22 protein-coding genes are annotated in these 21,978 nt (G+C 72.4%); 14 read left to right on the top strand and 8 right to left on the bottom strand.

Annotated features, from left to right (window positions below; all coding sequences use genetic code 11):
- Window positions 1–133 precede the first annotated feature (133 nt).
- The 5 genes from rpsO to JOD49_RS03620 all read left to right on the top strand — a co-directional run bounded on the left by rpsO (window position 134) and on the right by JOD49_RS03620 (window position 5,560).
- Entirely contained in the window at window positions 134–403 is a 270-nt protein-coding gene (rpsO, locus tag JOD49_RS03640) for a 30S ribosomal protein S15 (RefSeq protein ID WP_205306010.1), read from the top strand.
- Between the two features lie 223 nt (window positions 404–626).
- A complete protein-coding gene (locus JOD49_RS03635; protein WP_205306009.1) occupies window positions 627–2,870 on the top strand; it encodes a polyribonucleotide nucleotidyltransferase in 2,244 nt (747 codons plus the stop codon).
- A gap of 1 nt (window position 2,871) precedes the next feature.
- Window positions 2,872–4,197: a M16 family metallopeptidase gene (locus JOD49_RS03630; RefSeq protein WP_205306008.1), complete on the top strand. Its 1,326-nt coding sequence runs from the start codon at window positions 2,872–2,874 to the stop codon at window positions 4,195–4,197.
- Between the two features lie 125 nt (window positions 4,198–4,322).
- On the top strand, window positions 4,323–5,099 hold the full coding sequence (gene dapB, locus JOD49_RS03625; RefSeq protein ID WP_275589008.1) for a 4-hydroxy-tetrahydrodipicolinate reductase: 777 nt from the start codon (window positions 4,323–4,325) through the stop codon (window positions 5,097–5,099).
- The gene (locus JOD49_RS03620) at window positions 5,096–5,560 is read left to right on the top strand and encodes a hypothetical protein (protein WP_205306007.1); all 465 of its coding nucleotides are present in this window, start codon (window positions 5,096–5,098) and stop codon (window positions 5,558–5,560) included. Before dapB ends, JOD49_RS03620 begins: the two co-directional genes overlap by 4 nt.
- A gap of 17 nt (window positions 5,561–5,577) precedes the next feature.
- Here the strand turns inward: JOD49_RS03620 and JOD49_RS03615 are convergent, their stop codons facing one another.
- Genes JOD49_RS03615 through JOD49_RS03600 form a run of 4 tightly spaced genes read right to left on the bottom strand, consistent with a single transcriptional unit; the run spans window position 5,578 to window position 8,848 of the window.
- Window positions 5,578–6,087, bottom strand: coding sequence for a GNAT family N-acetyltransferase (locus tag JOD49_RS03615; protein WP_205306006.1), 510 nt, complete (start codon window positions 6,085–6,087; stop codon window positions 5,578–5,580).
- 39 nt (window positions 6,088–6,126) lie between these two features.
- On the bottom strand, window positions 6,127–6,447 hold the full coding sequence (locus JOD49_RS03610) for an AzlD domain-containing protein (protein WP_205306005.1): 321 nt from the start codon (window positions 6,445–6,447) through the stop codon (window positions 6,127–6,129).
- Window positions 6,447–7,361, bottom strand: coding sequence for an AzlC family ABC transporter permease (locus tag JOD49_RS03605; protein WP_307822364.1), 915 nt, complete (start codon window positions 7,359–7,361; stop codon window positions 6,447–6,449). The genes JOD49_RS03610 and JOD49_RS03605 overlap by 1 nt, the downstream gene beginning before the upstream one ends.
- Window positions 7,362–7,369: 8 nt before the next feature.
- On the bottom strand, window positions 7,370–8,848 hold the full coding sequence (locus tag JOD49_RS03600) for an NAD-dependent succinate-semialdehyde dehydrogenase (protein ID WP_205306004.1): 1,479 nt from the start codon (window positions 8,846–8,848) through the stop codon (window positions 7,370–7,372).
- A gap of 166 nt (window positions 8,849–9,014) precedes the next feature.
- On the opposite strand from JOD49_RS03600, the gene dapA reads away from it, so the two are divergent.
- Together dapA and JOD49_RS03590 are read left to right on the top strand one after the other, a co-directional pair.
- Window positions 9,015–9,941: a 4-hydroxy-tetrahydrodipicolinate synthase gene (gene dapA, locus JOD49_RS03595; RefSeq protein ID WP_205306003.1), complete on the top strand. Its 927-nt coding sequence runs from the start codon at window positions 9,015–9,017 to the stop codon at window positions 9,939–9,941.
- Between the two features lie 29 nt (window positions 9,942–9,970).
- Window positions 9,971–11,656 (top strand): ribonuclease J, encoded by a 1,686-nt coding sequence (locus tag JOD49_RS03590; RefSeq protein ID WP_205306002.1) that lies wholly within the window; start codon window positions 9,971–9,973, stop codon window positions 11,654–11,656.
- 59 nt (window positions 11,657–11,715) lie between these two features.
- Here JOD49_RS03590 and JOD49_RS03585 read toward each other — a convergent pair whose 3' ends face one another.
- Entirely contained in the window at window positions 11,716–12,357 is a 642-nt protein-coding gene (locus tag JOD49_RS03585; RefSeq protein WP_205306001.1) for a TetR/AcrR family transcriptional regulator, read from the bottom strand.
- Between the two features lie 101 nt (window positions 12,358–12,458).
- Between JOD49_RS03585 and JOD49_RS03580 the strand changes: the two genes are divergently transcribed.
- From JOD49_RS03580 to JOD49_RS03570, 3 genes are read left to right on the top strand one after another with little or no spacing between them, the layout of a single operon-like run.
- Window positions 12,459–12,869: a hypothetical protein gene (locus JOD49_RS03580; RefSeq protein WP_205306000.1), complete on the top strand. Its 411-nt coding sequence runs from the start codon at window positions 12,459–12,461 to the stop codon at window positions 12,867–12,869.
- Window positions 12,870–12,917: 48 nt separating this feature from the next.
- Window positions 12,918–13,283, top strand: a complete 366-nt coding sequence (locus tag JOD49_RS03575) for an Imm51 family immunity protein (protein ID WP_205305999.1) — start codon at window positions 12,918–12,920, stop codon at window positions 13,281–13,283.
- A gap of 8 nt (window positions 13,284–13,291) precedes the next feature.
- Window positions 13,292–13,828, top strand: a complete 537-nt coding sequence (locus tag JOD49_RS03570; protein ID WP_205305998.1) for a hypothetical protein — start codon at window positions 13,292–13,294, stop codon at window positions 13,826–13,828.
- A 50-nt stretch (window positions 13,829–13,878) separates the two neighbouring features.
- Here the strand turns inward: JOD49_RS03570 and JOD49_RS03565 are convergent, their stop codons facing one another.
- Window positions 13,879–14,808, bottom strand: coding sequence for an MBL fold metallo-hydrolase (locus JOD49_RS03565; RefSeq protein ID WP_205305997.1), 930 nt, complete (start codon window positions 14,806–14,808; stop codon window positions 13,879–13,881).
- Between the two features lie 165 nt (window positions 14,809–14,973).
- Here JOD49_RS03565 and JOD49_RS03560 point away from each other — a divergent pair, with 165 nt between their 5' ends.
- The gene (locus tag JOD49_RS03560; protein WP_205305996.1) at window positions 14,974–17,769 is read left to right on the top strand and encodes an FtsK/SpoIIIE family DNA translocase; all 2,796 of its coding nucleotides are present in this window, start codon (window positions 14,974–14,976) and stop codon (window positions 17,767–17,769) included.
- 100 nt (window positions 17,770–17,869) lie between these two features.
- On the opposite strand, the gene JOD49_RS03555 is transcribed toward JOD49_RS03560, so the two are convergent.
- Window positions 17,870–19,204, bottom strand: coding sequence for a CapA family protein (locus JOD49_RS03555; RefSeq protein ID WP_307822362.1), 1,335 nt, complete (start codon window positions 19,202–19,204; stop codon window positions 17,870–17,872).
- Between the two features lie 136 nt (window positions 19,205–19,340).
- Here JOD49_RS03555 and pgsA point away from each other — a divergent pair, with 136 nt between their 5' ends.
- From pgsA to JOD49_RS03540, 3 genes are all read left to right on the top strand, one after another.
- Window positions 19,341–19,964, top strand: a complete 624-nt coding sequence (gene pgsA / locus JOD49_RS03550) for a CDP-diacylglycerol--glycerol-3-phosphate 3-phosphatidyltransferase (protein ID WP_205305994.1) — start codon at window positions 19,341–19,343, stop codon at window positions 19,962–19,964.
- A complete protein-coding gene (locus JOD49_RS03545; RefSeq protein ID WP_205305993.1) occupies window positions 19,951–20,439 on the top strand; it encodes a CinA family protein in 489 nt (162 codons plus the stop codon). The genes pgsA and JOD49_RS03545 overlap by 14 nt, the downstream gene beginning before the upstream one ends.
- 324 nt (window positions 20,440–20,763) lie before the next feature.
- Complete coding sequence (locus tag JOD49_RS03540; RefSeq protein ID WP_191790629.1) at window positions 20,764–21,111, top strand: helix-turn-helix domain-containing protein; 348 nt, start codon at window positions 20,764–20,766, stop codon at window positions 21,109–21,111.
- A gap of 7 nt (window positions 21,112–21,118) precedes the next feature.
- Here the strand turns inward: JOD49_RS03540 and JOD49_RS03535 are convergent, their stop codons facing one another.
- Entirely contained in the window at window positions 21,119–21,964 is an 846-nt protein-coding gene (locus JOD49_RS03535) for a DNA-formamidopyrimidine glycosylase family protein (protein WP_205305992.1), read from the bottom strand.
- Window positions 21,965–21,978 lie beyond the last annotated feature (14 nt).

The following is a 21,978-nucleotide window of genomic DNA, read 5'->3' as shown; positions in this document are numbered from 1 at the left end:
GTCAGGGTCGTGCCCCGGGCAACCCTGCTAGACTATGGGCGCCGTCAGAACGGCCGCGGAGGCTGGCAAGCCTGCCGAAGAGCCCAGGGATCTAGCCCTGGCGCGCCGCGCAACGAACACCACAAGGAGAGCCGTGCCCCTCGACACTGCCACCAAGCAGCGCATCATGACCGAGTACGCCACGAGCGAGGGCGACACCGGTTCGCCCGAGGTCCAGGTCGCGATGCTGACGCAGCGCATCAAGGACCTCACCGAGCACCTCAAGGAGCACAAGCACGACCACCACAGCCGTCGTGGCCTGCTGCTCCTCGTCGGCCAGCGTCGCCGTCTCCTCGGCTACCTGCAGAAGGTCGACATCAACCGCTACCGCAGCCTCATCGAGCGCCTCGGTCTGCGTCGCTGACACCCCCTGACTCAGCCCGGCCCCGCACGGGGCCGGGCTGGTCCGGTGTGAAGTACCCGTAAGAAACCCACGCCGCCAGCCTTTCGTTCGGTCCTCGGTAGTGGCTCCCGGAACCCGCCTCGAGCGGGAAGACCGTGGGCCTCGATCGAAGACCGCCGAGCGTCGAGTGGATGCACCCTCGACAGGCACCGAAGGCGGCACTTCGAGAGTGAGGAGGGCACCCGTGGAGGGTCCCGAGATCGAATTCACCGAAGCAACGATCGACAACGGTCGCTTCGGAACCCGTACCGTCCGGTTCGAGACCGGACGCCTCGCGCGTCAGGCCGGTGGCTCCGCAGCCGCCTACCTGGACGGCGAGACCATGCTGCTGTCGACCACGACGGCCGGCAAGCACCCCAAGGAACAGTTCGACTTCTTCCCCCTGACGGTGGACGTCGAGGAGCGGCAGTACGCCGCCGGCAAGATCCCCGGTTCGTTCTTCCGTCGTGAGGGTCGCCCCTCGACCGAGGCGATCCTGGCCTGCCGTCTGATCGACCGCCCGCTGCGCCCCCTGTTCGTCAAGGGTCTGCGCAACGAGGTCCAGGTCGTCATCACCGTGCTCGCCATCCACCCGGACGACGCGTACGACACCCTGGCCATCAACGCGGCGTCGATCTCGACGCAGCTCTCCGGCCTGCCGTTCTCCGGCCCGATCGGCGCCGTCCGCGTCGCCCTGATCGACGGCCAGTGGGTCGCGTTCCCCAAGTACTCCGACAAGGAGCGCGCCGTCTTCGACATGGTCGTGGCGGGGCGTGTCGTGGGTGACGACGTCGCGATCACCATGGTCGAGGCCGAGGCCACCGAGGGTTCCTGGAACCTCATCAAGAACGAGGGCGTCGGCGCCCCGACCGAAGAGGTCGTCGCAGGCGGCCTCGAGGCCGCCAAGCCCTTCATCCGCGTGCTCGTCGAGGCGCAGCAGGAGCTCGCGGCCAAGGCCGCCAAGCCCGTGCAGGACTTCCCGACGTTCCCGGACTACCAGGACGACGTCTACGCCGCGGTCGAGGCCGCTGCGACGGCCCGCCTGGGCGAGGCCCTGAGCATCGCCGACAAGCAGGACCGCGAGAACCGTCTCGACGAGATCAAGGCCGAGATCCAGGCCGAGCTCGCCGGTGACTTCGCGGGCCGCGAGAAGGAGATCTCCGCCGCGTACCGCTCGGTGCAGAAGAAGCTCATCCGCGCGCGCATCCTCACGGACGGCTTCCGCATCGACGGCCGTGGGCTCGCGGACATCCGCACCCTGTCGGCCGAGGTCGAGGTCCTGCCCCGCGTCCACGGCTCGGCGATCTTCGAGCGCGGCGAGACCCAGATCCTGGGTGTCACCACGCTGAACATGCTCCGCATGGAGCAGCAGCTCGACACGCTCTCCCCGGAGACGCGCAAGCGCTACATGCACAACTACAACTTCCCGCCCTACTCGACCGGTGAGACCGGCCGCGTGGGTAGCCCGAAGCGTCGCGAGATCGGGCACGGCGCCCTCGCCGAGCGCGCGATCGTGCCGGTGCTGCCGAGTCGCGAGGAGTTCCCCTACGCGATCCGTCAGGTCTCCGAGGCCCTCGGGTCCAACGGCTCGACCTCGATGGGCTCCGTGTGCGCCTCGACCCTCTCGCTCCTCAACGCCGGTGTGCCGCTGCGCGCAGCGGTCGCGGGCATCGCGATGGGCCTCGTCTCCGACACTGTGAGCACGGCCGACGGCGAGGAGGTTCGTTATGCAGCGCTGACCGACATCCTCGGTGCCGAGGACGCCTTCGGCGACATGGACTTCAAGGTCGCCGGTACGCGTGAGTTCATCACGGCCATCCAGCTCGACACCAAGCTCGACGGCATCCCCGCCTCGGTCCTGGCCGGCGCGCTGACCCAGGCCCGCGACGCGCGCCTGACCATCCTGGACGTCCTCAACGAGGCCATCGACGTGCCCGACGAGATGAGCCCCAACGCTCCTCGCGTCATCGCGGTCAAGGTCCCCGTGGACAAGATCGGCGAGGTCATCGGCCCGAAGGGCAAGATGATCAACCAGATCCAGGAGGAGACGGGCGCGGACATCTCCATCGAGGACGACGGCACCGTGTACATCGGTGCCACCGACGGCCCCTCCGCAGAGGCCGCCCGCGCGGCGATCAACGCGATCGCCAACCCGCACGTCCCCGAGATCGGCGAGCGCTTCGTCGGCACGGTCGTCAAGACCACGTCGTTCGGCGCCTTCGTCTCGCTGTCCCCGGGCAAGGACGGTCTGCTGCACATCAGCCAGATCCGCAAGCTCGTCGGTGGCAAGCGCGTCGAGAACGTCGAGGACGTCCTGTCGATCGGCCAGAAGGTCCAGGTCGAGATCGGCGAGATCGACCCGCGCGGCAAGCTGTCGCTGCACGCGGTCGTCGAGGGCTCGGACGACGCTCCGGCCGACGCCGAGGCACCTGCCGGGGACGACGCCTGACGTGCCCTGGAACCTTCCGCTCGTCCCCTCGGGTTCGCCCGAGGGTGAGCTGACCGCCGGGCAGGACGGGGCGACGATTCGTCGCTCGGTCCTGCCCGGCGGGGTTCGGGTCCTCACCGAGTCGATGCCGGGCCTGCGCTCGGCGACCGTCGGAGCATGGGTCGGCGTCGGCTCGCGCGACGAGACAGACGGTCACTTCGGCTCCACGCACTTCCTGGAGCACCTGCTCTTCAAGGGAACTGCCCGCCGGTCCGCGATGGACATCGCCGAGGCGTTCGACGCCGTCGGCGGTGAGGCCAACGCCGCGACCGGCAAGGAGCACACCTGCTACTACGCTCGCGTGCTCGACTCCGACCTGCCCATGGCGGTCGACGTCATCACCGACATGGTCACCTCGGCCCGTCTCGACGAGGACGAGCTCGAGACCGAGCGGGGCGTGATCCTCGAAGAGCTCGCCATGAACGACGACGACCCGTCGGACGTCGTGCACGAGGAGTTCGCGCAGGCCGTGCTGGCCGGGCACCCCCTGGGACGCCCGATCGGCGGGACGCCGGACACCATCAACGCCGTGCCGCGCAGCGCCGTCTGGGAGCACTACCAGTGGCACTACCGCCCGGAGACGCTCGTCGTCGCCGCGGCCGGTGGGGTCGACCACGACACGCTGTGCGAGCAGGTCGCGACCGCGCTCACGACCGGTGGCTGGGACCTCGACCCTGCGGGCACGCCCCGCGCGCGCCGCGACAACGCGGACGTGCAGGGCGTGGGGATCGAGGGCGTCGAGCTCACGATCCGCCGCACCGTCGAGCAGGCCAACGTCATCATCGGTGGCACGGGCCTGTCCGCGACGGACGAGCGCCGCTTCACGCTCTCGGTGCTCAGCGCCGTCCTCGGCGGCGGCATGAGCTCGCGGCTCTTCCAGGAGATCCGTGAGAAGCGGGGCCTGGCGTACTCGACGTACTCGTTCGCGTCGGGCCACGGCGGCATCGGGACGTTCGGCCTGTACGCAGGGTGTGCGCCCTCGAAGGTCGACCAGGTGACCGAGCTCATGACGAGCGAGCTCGAGAAGCTCGCCGAGTCGGGCATCACGCAGGCCGAGCTGGACCGGAGCATCGGTCAGCTCTCGGGCGGGCTGGTGCTGGGCCTGGAGGACTCGGGTTCGCGCATGAGCCGCCTGGGCAAGTCGGAGCTCGTGTTCGGTGAGCTGCTGAGCGTCGCGGAGTCGCTCGAACGGATCCGTTCGGTGACCTCCGACGACGTGCGCAAGCTCGCGGAGGAGCTCGCCTCCCGTCCGCGCTCGACCGTGCGCGTGGGGCCTTTCGGGGACTGAGTCTCACAGCGTGAACGAGGAGGGCCGGTGCGCATCACGCGCACCGGCCCTCCTCGCGTTGCGGCTAGGGTTGGCGGGTGACTTCGAACGACGTGAACCCCGGCCAGAGCGCTGACCAGTCCTCCCTGCAGAACGGAGCCCCGACGCCGATCAAGGTCGCCGTCCTCGGCGCGGCAGGGCGCATGGGCGCCACGGTGTGCGCAGCGGTCGAGGCCGCGCCGGACCTGGAGCTCGTCGCGCGGGTCGACGCGGGGGACGACCTGTCCCTGGTCGCCGCCGCGGGGGCTCAGGTCGCGGTCGACTTCACGATCCCCTCTGTCACCGAGGACAACGTCCACGCACTGATCGACCTCGGGGTCCACGCGGTCGTGGGCACCACGGGATGGACCGACGAGAGCCGTGGCCGTCTCATCGCGCACCTGGGCCGCAAGGCCGCCGAGGGCACGAGCGTGGGCGTCCTGATCGCCCCCAACTTCGGCCTGTCCGCGGTGCTCGCCATGACGTTCGCGGCCAAGGCCGCACGCTACTTCGAGTCGGCCGAGGTCATCGAGCTGCACCACCCGAACAAGGTCGACGCGCCCAGCGGCACCGCGACGCACACCGCACGAGCGATCGCGAAGGCACGCGAGGAGGCGGGCCTCGGGGCGAGCCCCGACGCGACCGAGTCCGGCTGGGAGGCGCGCGGCGCCGACGTCGACGGCGTCCGGGTCCACGCCGTGCGGCTGCGGGGCCTGGTCGCGCACGAGGAGATCCTGTTCGGCAACGAGGGCGAGCAGCTGATCATCCGCCAGGACTCGTTCGACCGGGTGTCGTTCATGCCCGGCGTGCTGCTCGGCATCCGGGAGATCGTCTCCCGCCCCGGACTGACGGTCGGTCTCGAGAACGTCATGGACCTCTCGTGAGGAACCGCAAGGGCCTGATCGGGGCCGTGGTCGTCACAGCCCTGCTCGCGATCTACGTCTGGGCGATCCTGGGCCGGGCGCAGGCGCTCATGGGGACCGGTGAGCCTGCGGGGATCGCGATCGGGGTCGGCGTCCTGCTCATCCCGCTCGTCGTGATCGGGCTCATCGGCTGGGAGTTCTGGCTCGCCGTCACGGTGCAGAAGATGGCCGACGAGCTGGCCGCAGCGGGCGAGCTGCCGGTCGACGACCTGCCGCGCTCGCCCGGGGGGCGTATCGACCGCGCCGCGGCGGACGCCGCGTTCGAGGAGCACCGGGCCCGCGCGGAGGAGCACCCGGACGACTGGCGCTCCTGGTACCACGTGGCGTTCGCGTACGACGCGTCGGGGGACCGCAAGCGGGCCCGGGCCATGCTGCGCAAGGCCGCCGGGATGTACCGGGCCGAGCGCAGGGCGTCCCGCTAGGACGGGACGAGCACGCGTCAGATCGACGCGCTCCACCGGTGCTCGACGACGTCGCGCACCCCGGTCGCCAGCGTCCGGGTGCGCTGGTCGGGGCCCAGCCCGGCGCCACCGAGGAACTGCTCACGCGCGGTGTCGCCGTCCAGGATCCAGGCCACGACCTCCTCGGACCCGTCCTGGCGCAGCCGGTCGACGGCCGCGGACAGCAGCCGGGAGCCGTGCCCCCCGCGCTGGTGGGTCGGGAGCACCTCGAGCGCGACGAGCTGGCCCGGGGCCACGGCCGCGAAGCCCACGACACGGTCCGCCGCCAGGGCCACGAGCACCGCGAAGCCTGGTCCTGGCGGGGACGACACGGCCCCGGCCCACTGCTCCTGCATGCGGGGCACGTCGAGCGCGTCGAGCACGGCCTCTCCCAGGACCTCGGCGTGCGCCGAGCGCCAGGACTCGACCTGGATCGCGGTGACCGCGACCTCGTCGCCGGGGATCGCCGGGCGGACCGAGACGTCCGCGGACTCGCTGAAGAGGGCCATCCGCCGACCCTACCCGAGCCTGGACGCCGCTCCGTGCGGTCAGGGAAGCCCGAGCGCGCGCAGCCCCGCGGCCGTCGCGGCGGCCAGGACCACGACGACGAGGAAGGGCGCCCGGAGGACGAGCGCGACCGCGGCGACGGCGAGGGCCGGCAGCCTCGCGTCGATCGCGATGCCCTGCCCGTCGCCCACGGTCTGGACCGCGACGAGGGCCGCGAGCAGCGAGGCCGTGACGAGGGCCGCGGTGCGCGCGACGCGGTCGGACGCGAGCCAGTGCTCGGGGATCAGGTGCCCCGCGAGCTTGAGCCCGAGGCACACGAGCGAGGCCGCGACCACGGTGGCCCACAGGGCGGTGTCGGACATCAGGACTCCTCGGTGCGGTCGGTCGTCGTGGTCGGGTCGGGCGGGGCAGCCGGGTCGGGTGGGTTGGCCGGGTCCACCGGAGCGGCCGGGTCGGTCGGGCCCGCCGTGGCGGGCGGCGCCTCGGGGGAGGCCGTGGGCGAGGGGTGCGCGGCGCCGTCGGGCACGTACTGCGTGACGGTGATCGGCTGGCGGGGCTGCCGGGCGACCTGGCCGATGACGATGGCCGCGGCCGCGGCCGCGAGGACCGGGACCCCGGGCGGCACGAAGGGGAGCAGGACGACCGCGACCACGACCGCGAGCGCCGCGGTGAGCTGCATGACCCGGCTCGCGAGGCGCGGCCACAGGAGCGCGAGGAAGGCCGCGCCCGCGGCGGCGTCGAGGCCCCACGCCTTGGGGTCGCCCATGGCGTCGCCGGCGAGCGCGCCGACGAGCGTGAGCAGGTTCCACACGACGAAGATCCCGATCCCGGTCCACCAGAAGCCGGCCCGGAAGGCCGCCTTGCTGCGCTGCGCGGTCGCGACGGCCGTCGACTCGTCGATCGTGACATGGGCCGCGAGCACGCGCCGCCACCCGTGCAGGGCGAGCAGCGGCGAGAGCTGGGCGCCGTACAGGGTGTTGCGCAGGCCGAGCAGGCCGGCGGTCGTGACCGCGGCGGCCGACGTCCCGCCCGAGGCCACGACGCCCAGCAGCGCGAACTGCGACCCGCCCGAGAACATGAGCAGGCTCAGGACCATGGTCTGCGGCAGGGTCAGCCCGGCGACCACGGACAGCGCACCGAACGAGATGCCGTACAGGCCCGTCGCGATCGAGACGGACACGGCCTGCCGGACGGCGGCACGCACCTCGGTGCGCTCGTCGGGGTCGGCCGGGGACTCGGCGGGCAGGGGCGAGTCGGCCCCGGGGGAGGTCGTCACGGGTGGGGTCAGAGCGCGACGTACACGGTCTCGAGGTATTCCTCGAGCCCCGCCTCGCCACCCTCGCGCCCGAGCCCGGACTGCTTCATGCCGCCGAAGGGGGCGCTCGCGTCGGACACCAGGCCACGGTTGATCCCGATCATCCCGGCGTCGACCTCCTCGCCCACGCGCACCGCGCGCGCGAGGTCCCGGGTGTAGGCGTAGGCCGCGAGGCCGTACTCGGTGTCGTTGGCCAGGGCGATGCCCTCGTCGTCGTCGGCGAACGCGACGATCGGGGCGACCGGGCCGAAGATCTCCTCGGTCACCACGCGCGAGCCCGCGTCGACCCCGGTCAGGACCGTGGGGGAGTAGAAGTGGCCGGGGGACCGCGGCCGGTCGCCGCCCGTGAGGACCTGCGCGCCCTCGTCGGACGCGACCGCGACGAGCTCGTCGACCTTGTCCACGGCCTTGGCCTCGATGAGCGGGCCCACCTGCACGCCCTCCTCGCTGCCCGGCCCGACGCGCAGCTCCGAGAACGCCCGCGCGAGGCGCTGGCCGAAGTCGCGCGCGACGGCGTCGTGCACCAGGAAGCGGTTGGCCGCGACGCAGCTCTGACCCGTGTTGCGGAGCTTGGCCACGAGCGCACCCTCGACCGCGGCGTCGAGGTCGGCGTCCGCGAAGACGAGGAACGGCGCGTTGCCGCCGAGCTCCATCGAGGTCCGCAGGACCTGGTCCGCTGCCCCCTTGAGGAGCGTGCGGCCCACGCCCGTGGACCCCGTGAAGGAGAGCTTGCGCAGACGCGGGTCCGCGAGCAGGGGCGTCGTCACCTCTCCTGCCGACGACGTCGGCACGACGTTGACCACGCCCGTCGGCAGGCCGCGGTCCTCGAGGTGCCCACGGATGATCTCGGCGACCAGCGAGGTCGTGAGGGGGGTCAGGTGCGCGGGCTTGATCACGACCGTGCAGCCCGCCGCGAGAGCCGGGCCGATCTTGCGCGTCGCCATCGCGATCGGGAAGTTCCAGGGCGTGATGAGCAGCGCCGGACCCACCGGGCGGCGCGATACGAGCTGCCGGTTCGCGCCGCCCGGGGCCGTGCGGACCAGGCCGTCGGTGCGCACTGCCTGCTCGGCGTACCAGCGCAGGAACTCCGCGCCGTACACGACCTCGGCACGCGCCTCGGCAAGCGGCTTGCCGCACTCGGCCGTGATGAGCGCGGAGATGTCGTCGGCGCGGGCCGTCAGCGTCGCGAAGACCGCGCGCAAGAGCTCGGAGCGTTCGCGCGGCGCGACGGCACGCCAGGCCGGGGCTGCGGCGTGCGCGGCCTCGAGCGCGCGCAGGCCGTCTGCGGGGCTCGCGTCCGAGACGTCGAACAGGACCTCCTCGGTCGCCGGGTCGGCGACCTCGAACGTCCGACCGTCCTCGGCCGGGCCCCACTGGCCACCGATCAGCAGCCCGGTCGGCAGGTGCGAGACCAGGGCGGGGGACAGGGCGTTCGTGGCGGGCGACATGGTTCGAGTATCACGCGACCGGCGGGAGATTGCACCGACTGGTCCGCGTCCGCGCCGACTCGCCGAGGCGACCCAGGCCACGGACGCCCCCGTCGTCGCCGCCCGGGACCCGCACGCCCCGTGGACCGACACGCCGTTTCGGTCGCGCGCGCGGTAGTTTGTGCACATGGCACTTCCCCCCACCACGTCCCGACCGTTCGGCGCCGTCCTGACCGCGATGGTCACCCCGATGACCCTCGCCGGAGAGATCGACCTCGACGCAGCGGCCAAGGTCGCGAAGCACCTCGTGGACAACGGGAACGACGGGATCGTCCTGAGCGGGACCACGGGGGAGTCGCCCACGACGCACGCACCCGAGAAGGCCGAGCTCATCCGCGCGGTCGTCGACGCGGTCGGGGACCGCGCGCACGTCCTGGCCGGGGCCGGCTCGAACGACACCCAGCACGCCGTCCGCATGGCCGAGCAGGCCGCGGAGGCCGGTGCGCACGGGCTCCTCGTCGTGAGCCCCTACTACTCCCGCCCCTCCCAGGAAGGGCTGTACCGCCACATCACGGCTGTCGCGGACGCGACGCCGCTGCCCGTGATGATCTACGACGTCCCGGGCCGCTCGGGCGTCCGCATCGCCCCGGCCACGATCGAGCGCCTCGCGGCGCACGAGCGCATCGTCGCGAACAAGGACGCGACGGGCGACGTCTACACCGCGGCCAAGCTCATCGAGTCGACCGGCCTCGCCTGGTACTCCGGGGACGACGCCGTGCTGCTGCCGTTCCTCGCGCACGGCGCGTCCGGCATCGTGTCCGTGTCCGCGCACGTGGTCGGCGCGCGCTTCGCCCAGGTCGTCGCGGCGTTCGACGCCGGTGACAACGCGGCGGCCCTCGCGGCCTTCCGCTCCGTCACCCCCACGATCGACGCCATCAACGGAGCGGGCTTCCAGGCCGTCATGGCCAAGGCCGCGCTCCAGCTCCTCGGAGTCACCGAGAACCGATACCTCAGGCTGCCGTACGTCGCAGCCACGGACGACGAGGTCGCCGTCGTCCGCGCCGGTCTGGAGGCCTCCGGCCTGCTGGATCCGGTGACCCCGCGGCCACGCTGAACAAGCTGAACTACAGGCCAGGAGGCCCCGTGAGCCACCCTCACCCCGAACTGTCCCTGCCCCCCGCGCTGCCGGCCGGTGCCCTGCGCATCGTCGCCCTCGGCGGACTGGGCGAGGTCGGACGCAACATGGCCGTCCTCGAGTACGACGGGCGTCTGCTCGTCATCGACTGCGGCGTCCTCTTCCCCGAGGACAACCAGCCCGGCGTGGACCTGATCCTGCCGGACTTCGACTACATCAAGGACCGTCTCGACGACATCGAGGCGATCATCCTGACGCACGGCCACGAGGACCACATCGGTGCCGTGCCGTACCTGCTGCGCCTGCGCCGCGACATCCCCCTCGTGGGCTCGCAGCTCACGCTCGCGTTCATCTCGGCCAAGCTCAAGGAGCACCGCATCGCCCCCGTGACCCGCGTGGTCAAGGAGGACGAGACGGTCGAGTTCGGCCCCTTCAGCTGCGAGTTCGTCGCGGTCAACCACTCGATCCCGGACGCGCTCGCGGTCGCGGTCACCACGGGGGCCGGCACGGTCCTGCACACGGGCGACTTCAAGATGGACCAGCTGCCGCTCGACGGACGCGTCACGGACCTGCGCGCGTTCGCGCGCCTGGGCGAGAAGGGCGTCGACCTGTTCATGGTCGACTCGACCAACGCCGAGGTCCCGGGCTTCGTGACCCCCGAGGTCGAGATCGGCCCGGTCCTGGACAGCGTCTTCGGCGCCTCGGACAAGCGGATCATCGTCGCGTCGTTCTCCTCGCACGTGCACCGTGTCCAGCAGGTCCTCAACGCCGCGCACAACCACGGGCGCCGTGTCGCTCTCGTGGGGCGGTCGATGGTCCGCAACATGGGCATCGCGGCCGAGCTCGGCTACCTCAAGGTGCCGGACGGCGTCCTGATCGACCTCAAGAAGGTCGACTCGCTGCGTGACGACGAGATCGTCCTCATGTGCACGGGCTCGCAGGGCGAGCCCATGGCCGCGCTGTCGCGCATGGCCAACGGCGACCACAAGGTCTCGGTCAGCCACGGCGACACCGTGATCCTCGCGTCCTCGCTCATCCCGGGCAACGAGAACGCGGTCTTCCGCATCATCAACGGCCTCACGCGCCTCGGCGCACGCGTCGTGCACGGCGGCAACGCCAAGGTGCACGTCTCGGGTCACGCGAGCGCGGGCGAGCTCATCTACTGCTACAACATCCTGCGGCCCAAGAACGTCATGCCGGTGCACGGCGAGGTCCGTCACCTCGTGGCCAACGGTGCGCTCGCGGTCAAGACGGGTGTGCCCGCGGACCGCGTGATCCTCGCCGAGGACGGCGTGGTCGTCGACCTCGTCGACGGCAAGGCCTCGGTCGTCGGCGCCGTCCCGTGCGGCTACGTCTACGTGGACGGGTCGAGCGTCGGCGAGCTCACGGACGCCGAGCTCAAGGACCGCCAGATCCTCGGCGAGGAGGGCTTCATCTCCCTGTTCGCCGTGGTCGACTCCGCGACGGGCAAGGTCATCGCGGGCCCGCACATCCTCGCGCGTGGTTTCGCCGAGGACGACGCCGTGTTCGAGGACGTCCGCCCGCAGGTCGTGCAGGCCCTCGAGGACGCCATCTCGGGCGGCGCGACGGACGTGCACCAGCTCCAGCAGGTCATGCGCCGCGTGGTCGGGCGCTGGGTGTCGAACCGCCTGCGTCGTCGCCCGATGATCGTCCCGGTCGTCGTCGAGGCGTAGTCGACGGATCGTCCGAAGGGCCCTTCTTCCCGCTCTGCGGGAGGAAGGGCCCTTCGTCGTCAGGGGGCGGCGAGAGAAGGGGCCGCCCGCAGCAGCGGCGGCCCGACGGCGAGGATCGCCTGCTCGTAGCGTCTCGCCGACGTCTCTGGGCCCCCGGGCAGGAGCCCACCGAGCTCGAGGCTCACGAGTCCGTGGACGAGGCCCCACAGGACCAACGAGGCCTCCTCGGCGGCAGCCTGCAGGGCACGCCGGGGCAGCGGGGTGCTGCTGCCCTCTCGTGAGGCGGCCTCGAGCACCCGCGCCACCGCCTGCCGCAGGACGTCGAACGTCGGCTCGGCGACGGCCGGGATCGCGCTGCCGGCGGGTGCGGGACCCTCGAACATCACGCGGTAGAAGTGGGGGTCGGCCAGCGCGCTGGTCCGGTAGGCGAGGCCCAGGTGCAGGAGGTCCTCGGTGGGCGAGCCGGTCGTCGGTGCGGAACCCAGGTGCACCGCGAAGCGCCGGAAGCCCTCGACGCTCACCGCGGCGACCAGCTCCTCGCGGCTGCCGAAGAGCGCGTAGACCGCGGAGGCGCTGGTCCCCGCAGCCTGCGCGACCCCACGGACCGTGACCGCCGACTCGCCGTGCTCGGAGATCTGCCGGGAGGCGACGTCGAGCAGGGACGCGCGCAGGGAGTCGTCGTGCAGTCGGGGTCTGGCCACGGACAGGAGTCTAGATCTCTTGACGCAGGTTTGCGAACGGTGTTCTATAACGGTGTTCGTAAATTCTGCCGAGACCGCTCGGCCGACCAGGGGAGGCCCTCGTGCTCGAGCTCACCGACGCCGTCCGCATCACCGCCGGGATCGTGCTCCTGACGATCGTCGGGATCGAGTCCGGCGGGTTCTTCCTCGTCAGGGTCGTGACCGGCAAGGTCCCGGCCACGTCGTTCCAGACGTCCTTCTTCCGGGCCGGGCACGCGCACGCCGGGGTGCTCGTGATCCTGGGGCTGCTGTGCCTCGTGCTGAGCCAGGCGACCGGGCTCACGGGCTTCTGGGGCTGGCTCGCGGGGGTGGGTGTCCTCGTCGGGGCGATCCTGCTGCCCGGCGGGTTCTTCCTGTCCGCGACCGGTGTGGGGCGTGAGGCGCCCAACCGGTGGGTCGTGCTGCTGCCGGTCGGCGCCGGGTGCGTCGCCGCAGGGGTCGTGACGCTCGGGGTGGGTCTGCTGGTCGCGTAGGTCCTCGGGTCCGTGCTCGTGTGGGTGCGTGTCGCTAGCATCGCGGCCATGGCAACCTCAGCAGACTTCTCCGGCCTCGCGCCCGTCCTCCTGGTGACCCACGACGCGAGCTCGAGCATCATCTACTCGCCGGGCGGGCCCGAGTACCTCGTGCACAAGGGAGCGCTCGAGCGTCACGGCGTCGAGGGGTCGGGCTACGACTTCGCGGGAGCCCTCCGAGCGGTGCTGACCGACGAGTCGCCCGCGACGCTCGACACCGTCGGGTTCGACCCCGAGGGCGGGATGCTGAGCGTCTACGGCACGGACCTCGACGCGCTCCTGGTCGCAGCCCGGCACCTGTCGCGGATCATCGCCGACGACGCGGCCCTGGACGCAGCCCTCGCGCGGTCGGTCGAGCTCGGTCTCGACGACTGACGCCTCGAATGACCGACGCGCTCACGCTCACCGGCACCCCCGCGCTCGGGGCCGTCGCGACCGAGCTGCTGGAGGGCTTCCGGTTCGACGACGGAGAGGGCTTCCCGTCGTCGTACCGGCGGCTCGTCGGACGGGCCGGGTTCTGCCGCCTGTTCGGGCTCTGGCTCGTGTACCCGCCGGCCCGAGACGGGTTCGCGGACGGTTGGCAGCACCGGGCCGCCCACCTCACCGACCGCTTCCGCGCGACCTACGAGGACGGCCAGGCCGAAGGGTTCGACTGGATGGTCGAGCCCGACGGGGACTGGTCGACCGCCCGGCGGCTCGTCGTCTTCGCGTTCAGCGAGAACGGCGACGCGCTGCTCTGGGACCCCTCGACCCGGAGGGACGGCGAGCTCGCGGTCTGGTGCAGCACCGGTCTGGACGGGCTCACCCTTCTGGGGGCGTCGTTGTCGCTCGCGCTGCCTCGGTTGCGCGCGCTGAGCGAGCCGTTCGCGGCGCGGGCGGTCGCCGACGTCGAGTGCCTGGTGCCCGCCCGCGCCGGGTAGCGGGGAGGGCGCGGCGTCGAGCTGGTACCCGCCCGGACCGGGCCGAGGGGCTACGCGCCGCGCAGGTGGTCGAGCTGCTTGCGGTGCTCGCCCACGACCCACTCGCCCGTGACGCGGGGGTCGTCCGAGCCGTCGGCGCCGTCCGCGTCGCCGCTCGCCGCCGTCTCCAGTGCGTCGAGGTAGGCACGGTCTGCGCCGAAGCGCTCCCAGATCGCGTCGCTGCCCGTGGCGACGTGCCCGTGTCCCGGGACGAGGGTGTGCACACCGTGCTCGGAGACCGCGCGTTCGAGCACGTCGAGGCCCGCGCGGTACGCGCCCACGGGGTCGGGGGACTCGAGGTCCAGGAGCGGCACCTCGATGTCCGAGAGCATGTCCCCCACCACGATCACCCCGGCTCCCGGCAGGACGAGCGCGCCGTGGCCCGGCGCGTGCGCCTGGTGCTCGACCACGAGCACGACGGGCTCGGCTGCGCCGGGAGTCACGCCGGGAACCGCCACGGTGCCCGACGGCGTGGCGTGCCCGGGTCCGTCGGGCCACGGCAGGTGCGGCCCGTCCGGTCGTCCGGCCCCTGGGGAGGTACCCGTCTGCGTCGGGGGAACGGGGGTGAGGAGACCGAACAGCGTGAGGTCGTGCCCCGGGGCCTCGCGCTCGACCTTCACGAGGTCCTCGGCGAGGCTCCGCTCCTGGGCGCGCACCGCCGTCGGGCAGGCCCAGCGCGGGACGTCGCCCAGCGACCGCGACCACAGGACGTGGTCCCAGTGCGGGTGCGTCGAGAACCCGGCCGTGACGTGCCAGCCACGGTGGGCGATCGCGGCCGCGAGGGACTCGACCTCGGCGACCGTGATGCCGGGGTCCACGACCAGGGCTCGTCCGTCCGCGGCCACGACGATGGTCGTGAGGCTCGTCCAGATCTCGGCCGTCGCGACGTGCACGCCGTCGGCGATCTCGTGCAGCTCGCGCAGCGGGGGAGTGGTGTCCATGTCCCGATCCTGCCCCGGTCAGGCCACCCGTCGCGACCGCTCCCGCCGGACGTGCCCGGGCGTCGCGGCACGGCGCGGGCCGGGAACGTTGCCGGATTCGTCACAGGACACGCACCCTCGAGGTGCGGGTCCGGCCTGGCGTGCACAGGTACGGTGGTGCGTACTATGGCGACCCGGACGTCCACCTCGACGAAACGGCCCGCGACCTCCCGCAAGACCACCTCGCGTGGTACGACGGGCAGATCGGGGGGATCTTCGAGCGCGTCCCGCGCTCCGCGGGGCTCGTCGGCACGCAGACCGGTCGCTCGGCCTGCACCGTGGCCCGTCCGCGCGGTGCGCGGTCTGTGGCTGGGGTGCGCGCACGCGATCGGCGCGGTCACCCGCAGCATCGGCAAGGGAGCAAGAGAGCTGGACCCCTCACATCGGCGCGACGGCGTCGCGTTCCTCCTCCTGGCACTCGCCGTGATCGTCGCGGCGCGCGAGTGGTGGGGGATCGCGGGCGCGTTCGGCACCGCCGTCCATGCGGTCTCGGCGGGCGTCTTCGGCGTCGCCGCGGTCGCCCTGCCCGTCCTGCTCATCTGGCTCGCGGTCCGGATCATGCGACACCCCGAGCGCACCCAGGCGAACTCGCGCGTCACGATCGGGCTCTCGTTCATCGTCGTCTCGGTCTGCTCCCTGGTGCACATCGCCGAGGACCTGCCGGCCCCGCGGGACGGCTTCGAGGCCGTCCAGGACGCGGGCGGGGTGATCGGGTACCTGTTCGCGACCCCGGTCCACACGGGGCTCACCGAGTGGTTCGCCGTGCCCCTCTTCCTGCTGCTGGGCTTCTTCGGGATCCTCGTGGTCACCGCGACGCCCGTGCACGCGATCCCGAGCCGCCTGCGCGGCATCTACGACCGCCTCACGGGCAACCACCGCGAGGGCGAGGACGGCCGCGGGCCCCAGGACGACGACGGCCTGCAGCTCGCCGACGGTGTCTCGCGCCACGACGGCACCGACGAGGCGCCGCGCAAGCGCCGCGTCGGGCGGACCCGCAAGACCAAGGCGGAGCGCGAGGCCGACGCAGCCGAGCGCGAGCGCCTCGACGGCGGCTACGTGGGCGACGAGGCGTTCGAGCGGGCCGCGATGCTCGAGGCCGAGGAGGAGGCTGCCCGCAAGAGCGCCCGCAGCCGCCGCGCCTCGGCAGCCGTCCCGCCCCCGCCGCCCGAGGCGCACGACGACGCCGCCGACCTGCCCACCCAGGTGATCCCGTCGGCCGGTCGCACGTCCCCCTCGCCCGGCGCGCCCCCGCCGCCGCCCAACAACCCCGTACCGCGTGGCGTCCAACCCATGCTCGAGGGCGACACGGTCTACGTGCTGCCCTCCGAGGACGACCTCGTCAAGGGCGCACCCCACAAGGTGCGTTCCGCGGCGAACGACCGCGTGGTCGAGTCGCTCACCCGTGTCTTCGAGCAGTTCGAGATCGACGCCAAGGTCACGGGCTTCACGCGCGGACCGACCGTGACCCGCTACGAGGTCGAGGTCGGCCCGGCCGTCAAGGTCGAGCGCATCACGAACCTGTCCAAGAACATCGCCTACGCCGTGGCGTCGGCCGACGTGCGCATCCTCTCGCCCATCCCGGGCAAGTCCGCGATCGGCATCGAGATCCCCAACACCGACCGCGAGACCGTGGTCCTGGGCGACGTGCTGCGCTCGTCCGTGGCCCGACGCACCGAGCACCCCATGGTCATGGGGGTCGGCAAGGACGTCGAGGGCGGGTACGTCGTCGCCAACCTCGCGAAGATGCCTCACATCCTCGTCGCAGGAGCCACGGGCGCCGGCAAGTCGAGCTTCATCAACTCGATGATCGTCTCGATCCTCATGCGGGCCACGCCCGAAGAGGTGCGCATGGTGCTCGTGGACCCCAAGCGCGTCGAGCTCACGATCTACGAGGGCATCCCGCACCTCATCACCCCCATCATCACGAGCCCCAAGAAGGCCGCCGAGGCCCTCGAGTGGGTCGTGCGGGAGATGGACGCGCGCTACGACGACCTCGCGATGTTCGGGTACAAGCACGTCGACGACTTCAACGCCGCGGTCCGGGCGGGCAAGGTCAAGCCGCTGCCGGGCTCGGAGCGCAAGATCGCGACCTACCCGTACCTGCTCGTGGTCGTCGACGAGCTCGCCGACCTCATGATGGTCGCCCCGCGCGACGTCGAGGCCTCGATCCAGCGCATCACGCAGCTCGCGCGAGCCGCGGGCATCCACCTGGTGCTCGCGACGCAGCGTCCGTCGGTCGACGTCGTCACGGGACTCATCAAGGCCAACGTGCCCTCACGGCTCGCGTTCGCGACGTCGTCGCTCGCCGACTCGCGCGTCGTGCTCGACCAGCCCGGCGCGGAGAAGCTCATCGGTCAGGGCGACGCGCTCTTCCTGCCCATGGGCGCCGCCAAGCCCATGCGAGTGCAGGGGGCGTGGGTCGGCGAGAGCGAGGTCCACGCGGTCGTCGAGCACGTCAAGGCCCAGCTCAAGCCGTCGTACCGGACCGACGTCGCGGCCTCGGCCGCGACCAAGAAGCAGGTCGACGAGGACATCGGGGACGACCTCGACCTGCTCCTGCAGGCTGCGGAGCTCGTCATCACGACGCAGTTCGGCTCGACCTCGATGCTCCAGCGCAAGCTGCGCGTCGGTTTCGCCAAGGCCGGGCGTCTCATGGACCTCCTCGAGTCGCGGGAGATCGTCGGCCCCTCCGAGGGCTCCAAGGCGCGCGAGGTCATGCTCACGGCCGAGGACCTCCCTGCGACCCTCGCGATGCTGCGCGGCGAACCCGGGCCCGACGTCTACGACGGCGAGTCCGCGGGCGGCGAGCCTGCGTCCGGGAACGGCCGCGACTACTCCGACGGCGCGGACGGGCACATGCCCCCGGTCGCGCAGGAGTACCACGACGACGCGGGCGACGAGGCGGACTGGCGCGAGCGCTGAGTCCGGTCCGCGTCGCGGCCGGCGGCATCTCGTGCGGCTCGCCGGGATCGGTCGACCGGCCCCGGGGAGGCAGTCGCGCGCGACGACCCGTCCGACCCGGTCAGCTCTGGTCCACGCTCCCGCTCGCCGACCCGGAGCCCGGGAAGGACGCGGACGGAGCGGCGTCGATCACCCGCGGCGCGACCGTCGGGGGACCACCGGTGGGGACAGGGGGCGACAGTCGTTCGGGTGCTGCGGCGCCCACCGCTGTCCGGACGCGGTCGTAGCGGTCGGCGACGGCCGCCGGTGTCAGGCTCCCGGTTCCCGTCGTGATGTCGGGCAGTGCCCGCACCGCATGCTTGCCGAGCCGGTCGACCGTGATCGCGGTCCACTCGAACCCGGTCACTCGGGCCGGGGCCCCCGCGGGCTGGGTGATCGTCGCGGTGACGAGCAGCCCCGAGTCGGTCCGCGCGTCGCAGCAGTCGGCGTCCTGGTTGGACACGTAGTTGCCGAGACCGTAGGCCACCCACATTCCCTGACCGTCGGGGCCGCCGGGGAGCAGCGCCGTCGGTTGCGGGACGTGGGCGTGGTGCCCGATCAGCAGGTCGACCTGGCCCGAGGTCGCAAGCAGGGACGCGAGCTCGACCTGTTGATCGGTCGGCGGGGTCGAGTACTCGACGCCGGCGTGCATGCTCACGATCACCAGGTCGGCTCCCGCTGCGCGGGCCGCCTGCGCGCGACCGACCAGGTCGGCGCCGTCGAGCAGCGTGACCGACCACGGGGCGGACGCCGGGATCGGCATGCCGTTGGTGCCGTAGGTGCCCGCGATGTGAGCCACGACGATCGTCCGCCCGGCCCGTTCGAGCGTGTACAGGGCGGGGGCTGCGGCCTCCGCGGCGCTGCGTGCGGTGCCGACGTGCCCCAGGCCTGCGGAGTCCAGGGCGTCGAGCGTCGCGACCACGCCTCCCTCGCCCTGGTCGACGGAGTGGTTGGAGGCGGTCGAGCAGCCGTCCCAGCCCTGTTCGCGCAGGTCGGTCGCGAGGTGGGCGTCGGCCGCGAACACGGGGTAGCCGCGCGGCCGCTCACCGGCCGCGGTGAGGGGGACCTCGAGGTGGCACAGGGCGAGATCGGCTCCACCGACCCACGCATCGGTCCCTGCGAGCACGGCGCTGAAGTCGTAGCCGCCGTCCGTGCGGGCGGACGTGTGGACCGGGAGATGGGGTAGGACGTCGCCGCCCGCGACCACGGTGAAGACCGCGTCCGGCTCGGGCTCGGGGGTGACCTCCACCGGCGCGGACGCCGAGGGGGCCGGGGGCGCGGACGGGCCGGCCGTCGGCGAGGTGCCGTCGTCGAACGCGAGGGCTCCGATCACCGCGAGCGCGGAGGCGGCGACGCCGACCGCGAGCAGAGGGACGAGTTGGCGGTGGCTGCCGGAGCCCCGCGCATGGCGTGTCACGGCGCAGAGACTATCGTCTCGGATCACGGCGCAGGACATCGCTCGCGCCCCGACGACCGTTGTGCCCCGGCTTGTCCGTTCGGTCGCGATCTGGACGTGGTCGGGCGAGCGCCCGTGCAGCGCCTACGCTTGTCGTGTGGTCACAGCCGTCCCGTCCCCCTGGAACTCCGCGAACGCGGTCACTATCGCCCGGATCGCCGTGGTCCCCTTCTTCGCGTGGGCCCTGCTCGCCGACGGCGGGCACACGGTGACCTGGCGACTGGTCGCGACGGCGCTGTTCGTCCTCGCGGCCGCCACGGATCGCGTGGACGGTTACCTGGCCCGGAAGTACGACCTGGTCACGGACCTCGGCAAGCTCCTCGACCCCATTGCGGACAAGCTGCTGATCGGCGCCGCGCTGGTCCTGCTCTCGGCGCTCGGAGACCTGCCCTGGTGGGTCACGATCGTCATCCTCGCGCGCGAGCTGGGCATCACGCTCATGCGCTTCGCGGTGCTCAAGTACACCGTCATGCCGGCGTCGCGCGGCGGCAAGCTCAAGACCGTGCTGCAGTCGGTCGCGATCTCGATCTTCCTGCTGCCGCTCGACCAGATGCCCGGGTGGATCTCGGTCGTCGGCTGGGTGGTGCTCCTGGTCGCCCTGGTCGTCACCGTGGTCACCGGCGTCGAGTACGCCTACCAGGGCTGGCGTCTGAGGCGCGACGCGCTGCGCGCGGCCAGGACGGCGGGTCAGGACCGACCCGGTGAGCATGGCGAGCGCTGACGCGCCGCCCGCCGACGCCGCCGACCTCCTGGCGTTGCTCGCGTCGCGGGACTGGACCCTCGCGGTCGCCGAGTCGTTGACCGGAGGGCTCGTCGCGGCCCGCCTGGTCGCCGTCCCGGGGGCTTCCGCCGTGGTGCGAGGTGGCGTCACGGCGTACGCGACCGACCTCAAGGCGAGCCTCCTGGGAGTCGAGGCCGACCTGCTCGCCGAACGCGGCGCCGTCGACCCGGAGGTCGCGCAGCAGATGGCCCGCGGCGTACGGCGCCTCCTGGGCGCCGACGTCGGCCTCGCGACCACCGGCGTCGCCGGGCCCGACTCCCAGGACGGCAAGGAGCCGGGGCTGGTGTACGTGGCCGTGTCGTCGCCCGAGCGCACCGAGGTGGGAGAGCTGCACCTCGCGGGTGACCGGGCCGAGGTCCGCGAGGCCGCGGTCAGCCGGGTTCTCGAGCTGGCCCGGCGCGTCGTCGCCGGGTGATCTCTGCGCGTACCAGCGCGCGGCGGGCCTGCCCGCGGGTGGCCGGGACGAGGGCAAGCGCTGGGGAGTGCGTGGAGAGTTCGTGAACTCCCGGCACGGTCGTGGACGACTCCGTGGTGCGGGAACAACCCTGGCAGGAAGCGCGTTGAACAGCACGTGATCGCCAAGAGGCCATTCAACAGATCAGCGCATGAGACAACCCCGGGTGCGGGGTACGGTAGGACGATCCCCGCGCGAGGGGCGCGGGGAACGACAGGACAGCGAACCACCACCGGGGCCAGGCAGGCTCCGACGGTCGCACAGGACACGGAAGGGGGCCGCCAGATGATTGTTCTTCGACGAGAGATCGGGGACGTGCTGCGAGACGCTCGCCAGCGACAGGGCCGCACCCTGCGAGAGGTGTCCTCGGCCGCACGCGTCTCCCTGGGGTACCTCAGTGAGGTCGAGCGCGGCCAGAAGGAAGCGTCGTCCGAGCTCCTGGGTTCGATCTGCGAGGCGCTCGACATCCCCATGTCGATCGTGCTCCGCGAGGTCAGCGACCGGGTCGCCGTGGCCGAGGGTCTGATGATCCCCGACACGATCCCCGCGGACTTCGCCACGAGCCTCATGGGCCGCGGTGCTGCGGCGGAGAGCGCACGACGCATGCGGGAAGACCTCCAGCCGGTCGGCTGACAGTGCCTCAGGGCTTCTGACAGCTCGGACACCAGAAGATCGGTCGCTCGAAGGGCGCCTCGTTCGCCCGAGCGACAGCGACGGGCGTGCCACAGCGGTGGCACGCCCGTCGTGCTCTGCCGTGGACGTGCCGACGCACCGTGCCCACGCCCTCCGCGACGCTGCGGAGCATCAGACCGCGGGTCGTGCGCAGCAGGGCCTCCAGGTCGTGGTCGGAGACGTCGTCGACCGGGGTCCATGGCCAGAGCCCTTGCGCGAACAGGCCCTCGGCGGTGTAGATGGTGCCGAGGCCGGAGACTCCGCGCTGGTCGAGCAGGGCGTCGGCGAGCGGCCACGGTCGCGGGGTCCGCGACGTGCCGCCACCCACCGTGGCCTGCGCTGGGAAGCCGCCCTCGGCGGCGGCCGCGCGCAGCCTGCACAGCGCGAGCCGGACGCCGTCCTCGGGGTTCGTGAGGAAGTCGTCCGCGAGGATGTCGGGGCCCAGATGCCCCAGGAGCACGTGCTCGTCCCGCGTGCGGAGCACGTCGAGCATCCCGAGCCGCTCGCCCACGCACGTCCAGATCTCGTTCGCGAGCACCGCCCGCACGTCGCTCCCCCGAGCGGACGCCGCAGGGGAGCCCGTGCGGGCGACCCGCCACTGCCCTTCCATCCGCAGGTGCGTGTGCAGGGTCGTGCCGTCGTCGAGGCGCGTCAGGAGGTGCTTGGCGTATGCCAGCACCTGGGTCACGGTCCGGCCGGTCAGGTCGGTCCCGCCCGCGTCGGCCCAGCGCAGCTCGGCGCGTTCCAGGACGCGCCCGCTCAGTGCGGCGTCGAGACGCTGCGCGGTGACCCGGACGACGTCGCCCTCAGGCACGACGGACCCCCGTC

The organism is Oerskovia jenensis (assembly GCF_016907235.1).
Classification (GTDB): domain Bacteria; phylum Actinomycetota; class Actinomycetes; order Actinomycetales; family Cellulomonadaceae; genus Oerskovia; species Oerskovia jenensis.
Note: the sequence above shows the minus strand (reverse complement) of the source record. Positions and strands in the feature narration are given on the sequence as shown.

Coding starts and splice junctions, on each gene's coding strand:
- JOD49_RS03540 (WP_191790629.1), top strand. CDS start 20,764: ATGATTGTTCTTCGACGAGAGATCGGGGACGTGCTGCGAGACGCTCGC.
- JOD49_RS03610 (WP_205306005.1), bottom strand. CDS start 6,447: ATGTCCGACACCGCCCTGTGGGCCACCGTGGTCGCGGCCTCGCTCGTG.
- JOD49_RS03615 (WP_205306006.1), bottom strand. CDS start 6,087: ATGGCCCTCTTCAGCGAGTCCGCGGACGTCTCGGTCCGCCCGGCGATC.
- JOD49_RS03565 (WP_205305997.1), bottom strand. CDS start 14,808: ATGGACACCACTCCCCCGCTGCGCGAGCTGCACGAGATCGCCGACGGC.
- JOD49_RS03575 (WP_205305999.1), top strand. CDS start 12,918: ATGGCAACCTCAGCAGACTTCTCCGGCCTCGCGCCCGTCCTCCTGGTG.
- JOD49_RS03600 (WP_205306004.1), bottom strand. CDS start 8,848: ATGTCGCCCGCCACGAACGCCCTGTCCCCCGCCCTGGTCTCGCACCTG.
- JOD49_RS03570 (WP_205305998.1), top strand. CDS start 13,292: ATGACCGACGCGCTCACGCTCACCGGCACCCCCGCGCTCGGGGCCGTC.
- JOD49_RS03560 (WP_205305996.1), top strand. CDS start 14,974: ATGGCGACCCGGACGTCCACCTCGACGAAACGGCCCGCGACCTCCCGC.
- JOD49_RS03545 (WP_205305993.1), top strand. CDS start 19,951: ATGGCGAGCGCTGACGCGCCGCCCGCCGACGCCGCCGACCTCCTGGCG.
- dapA (WP_205306003.1), top strand. CDS start 9,015: ATGGCACTTCCCCCCACCACGTCCCGACCGTTCGGCGCCGTCCTGACC.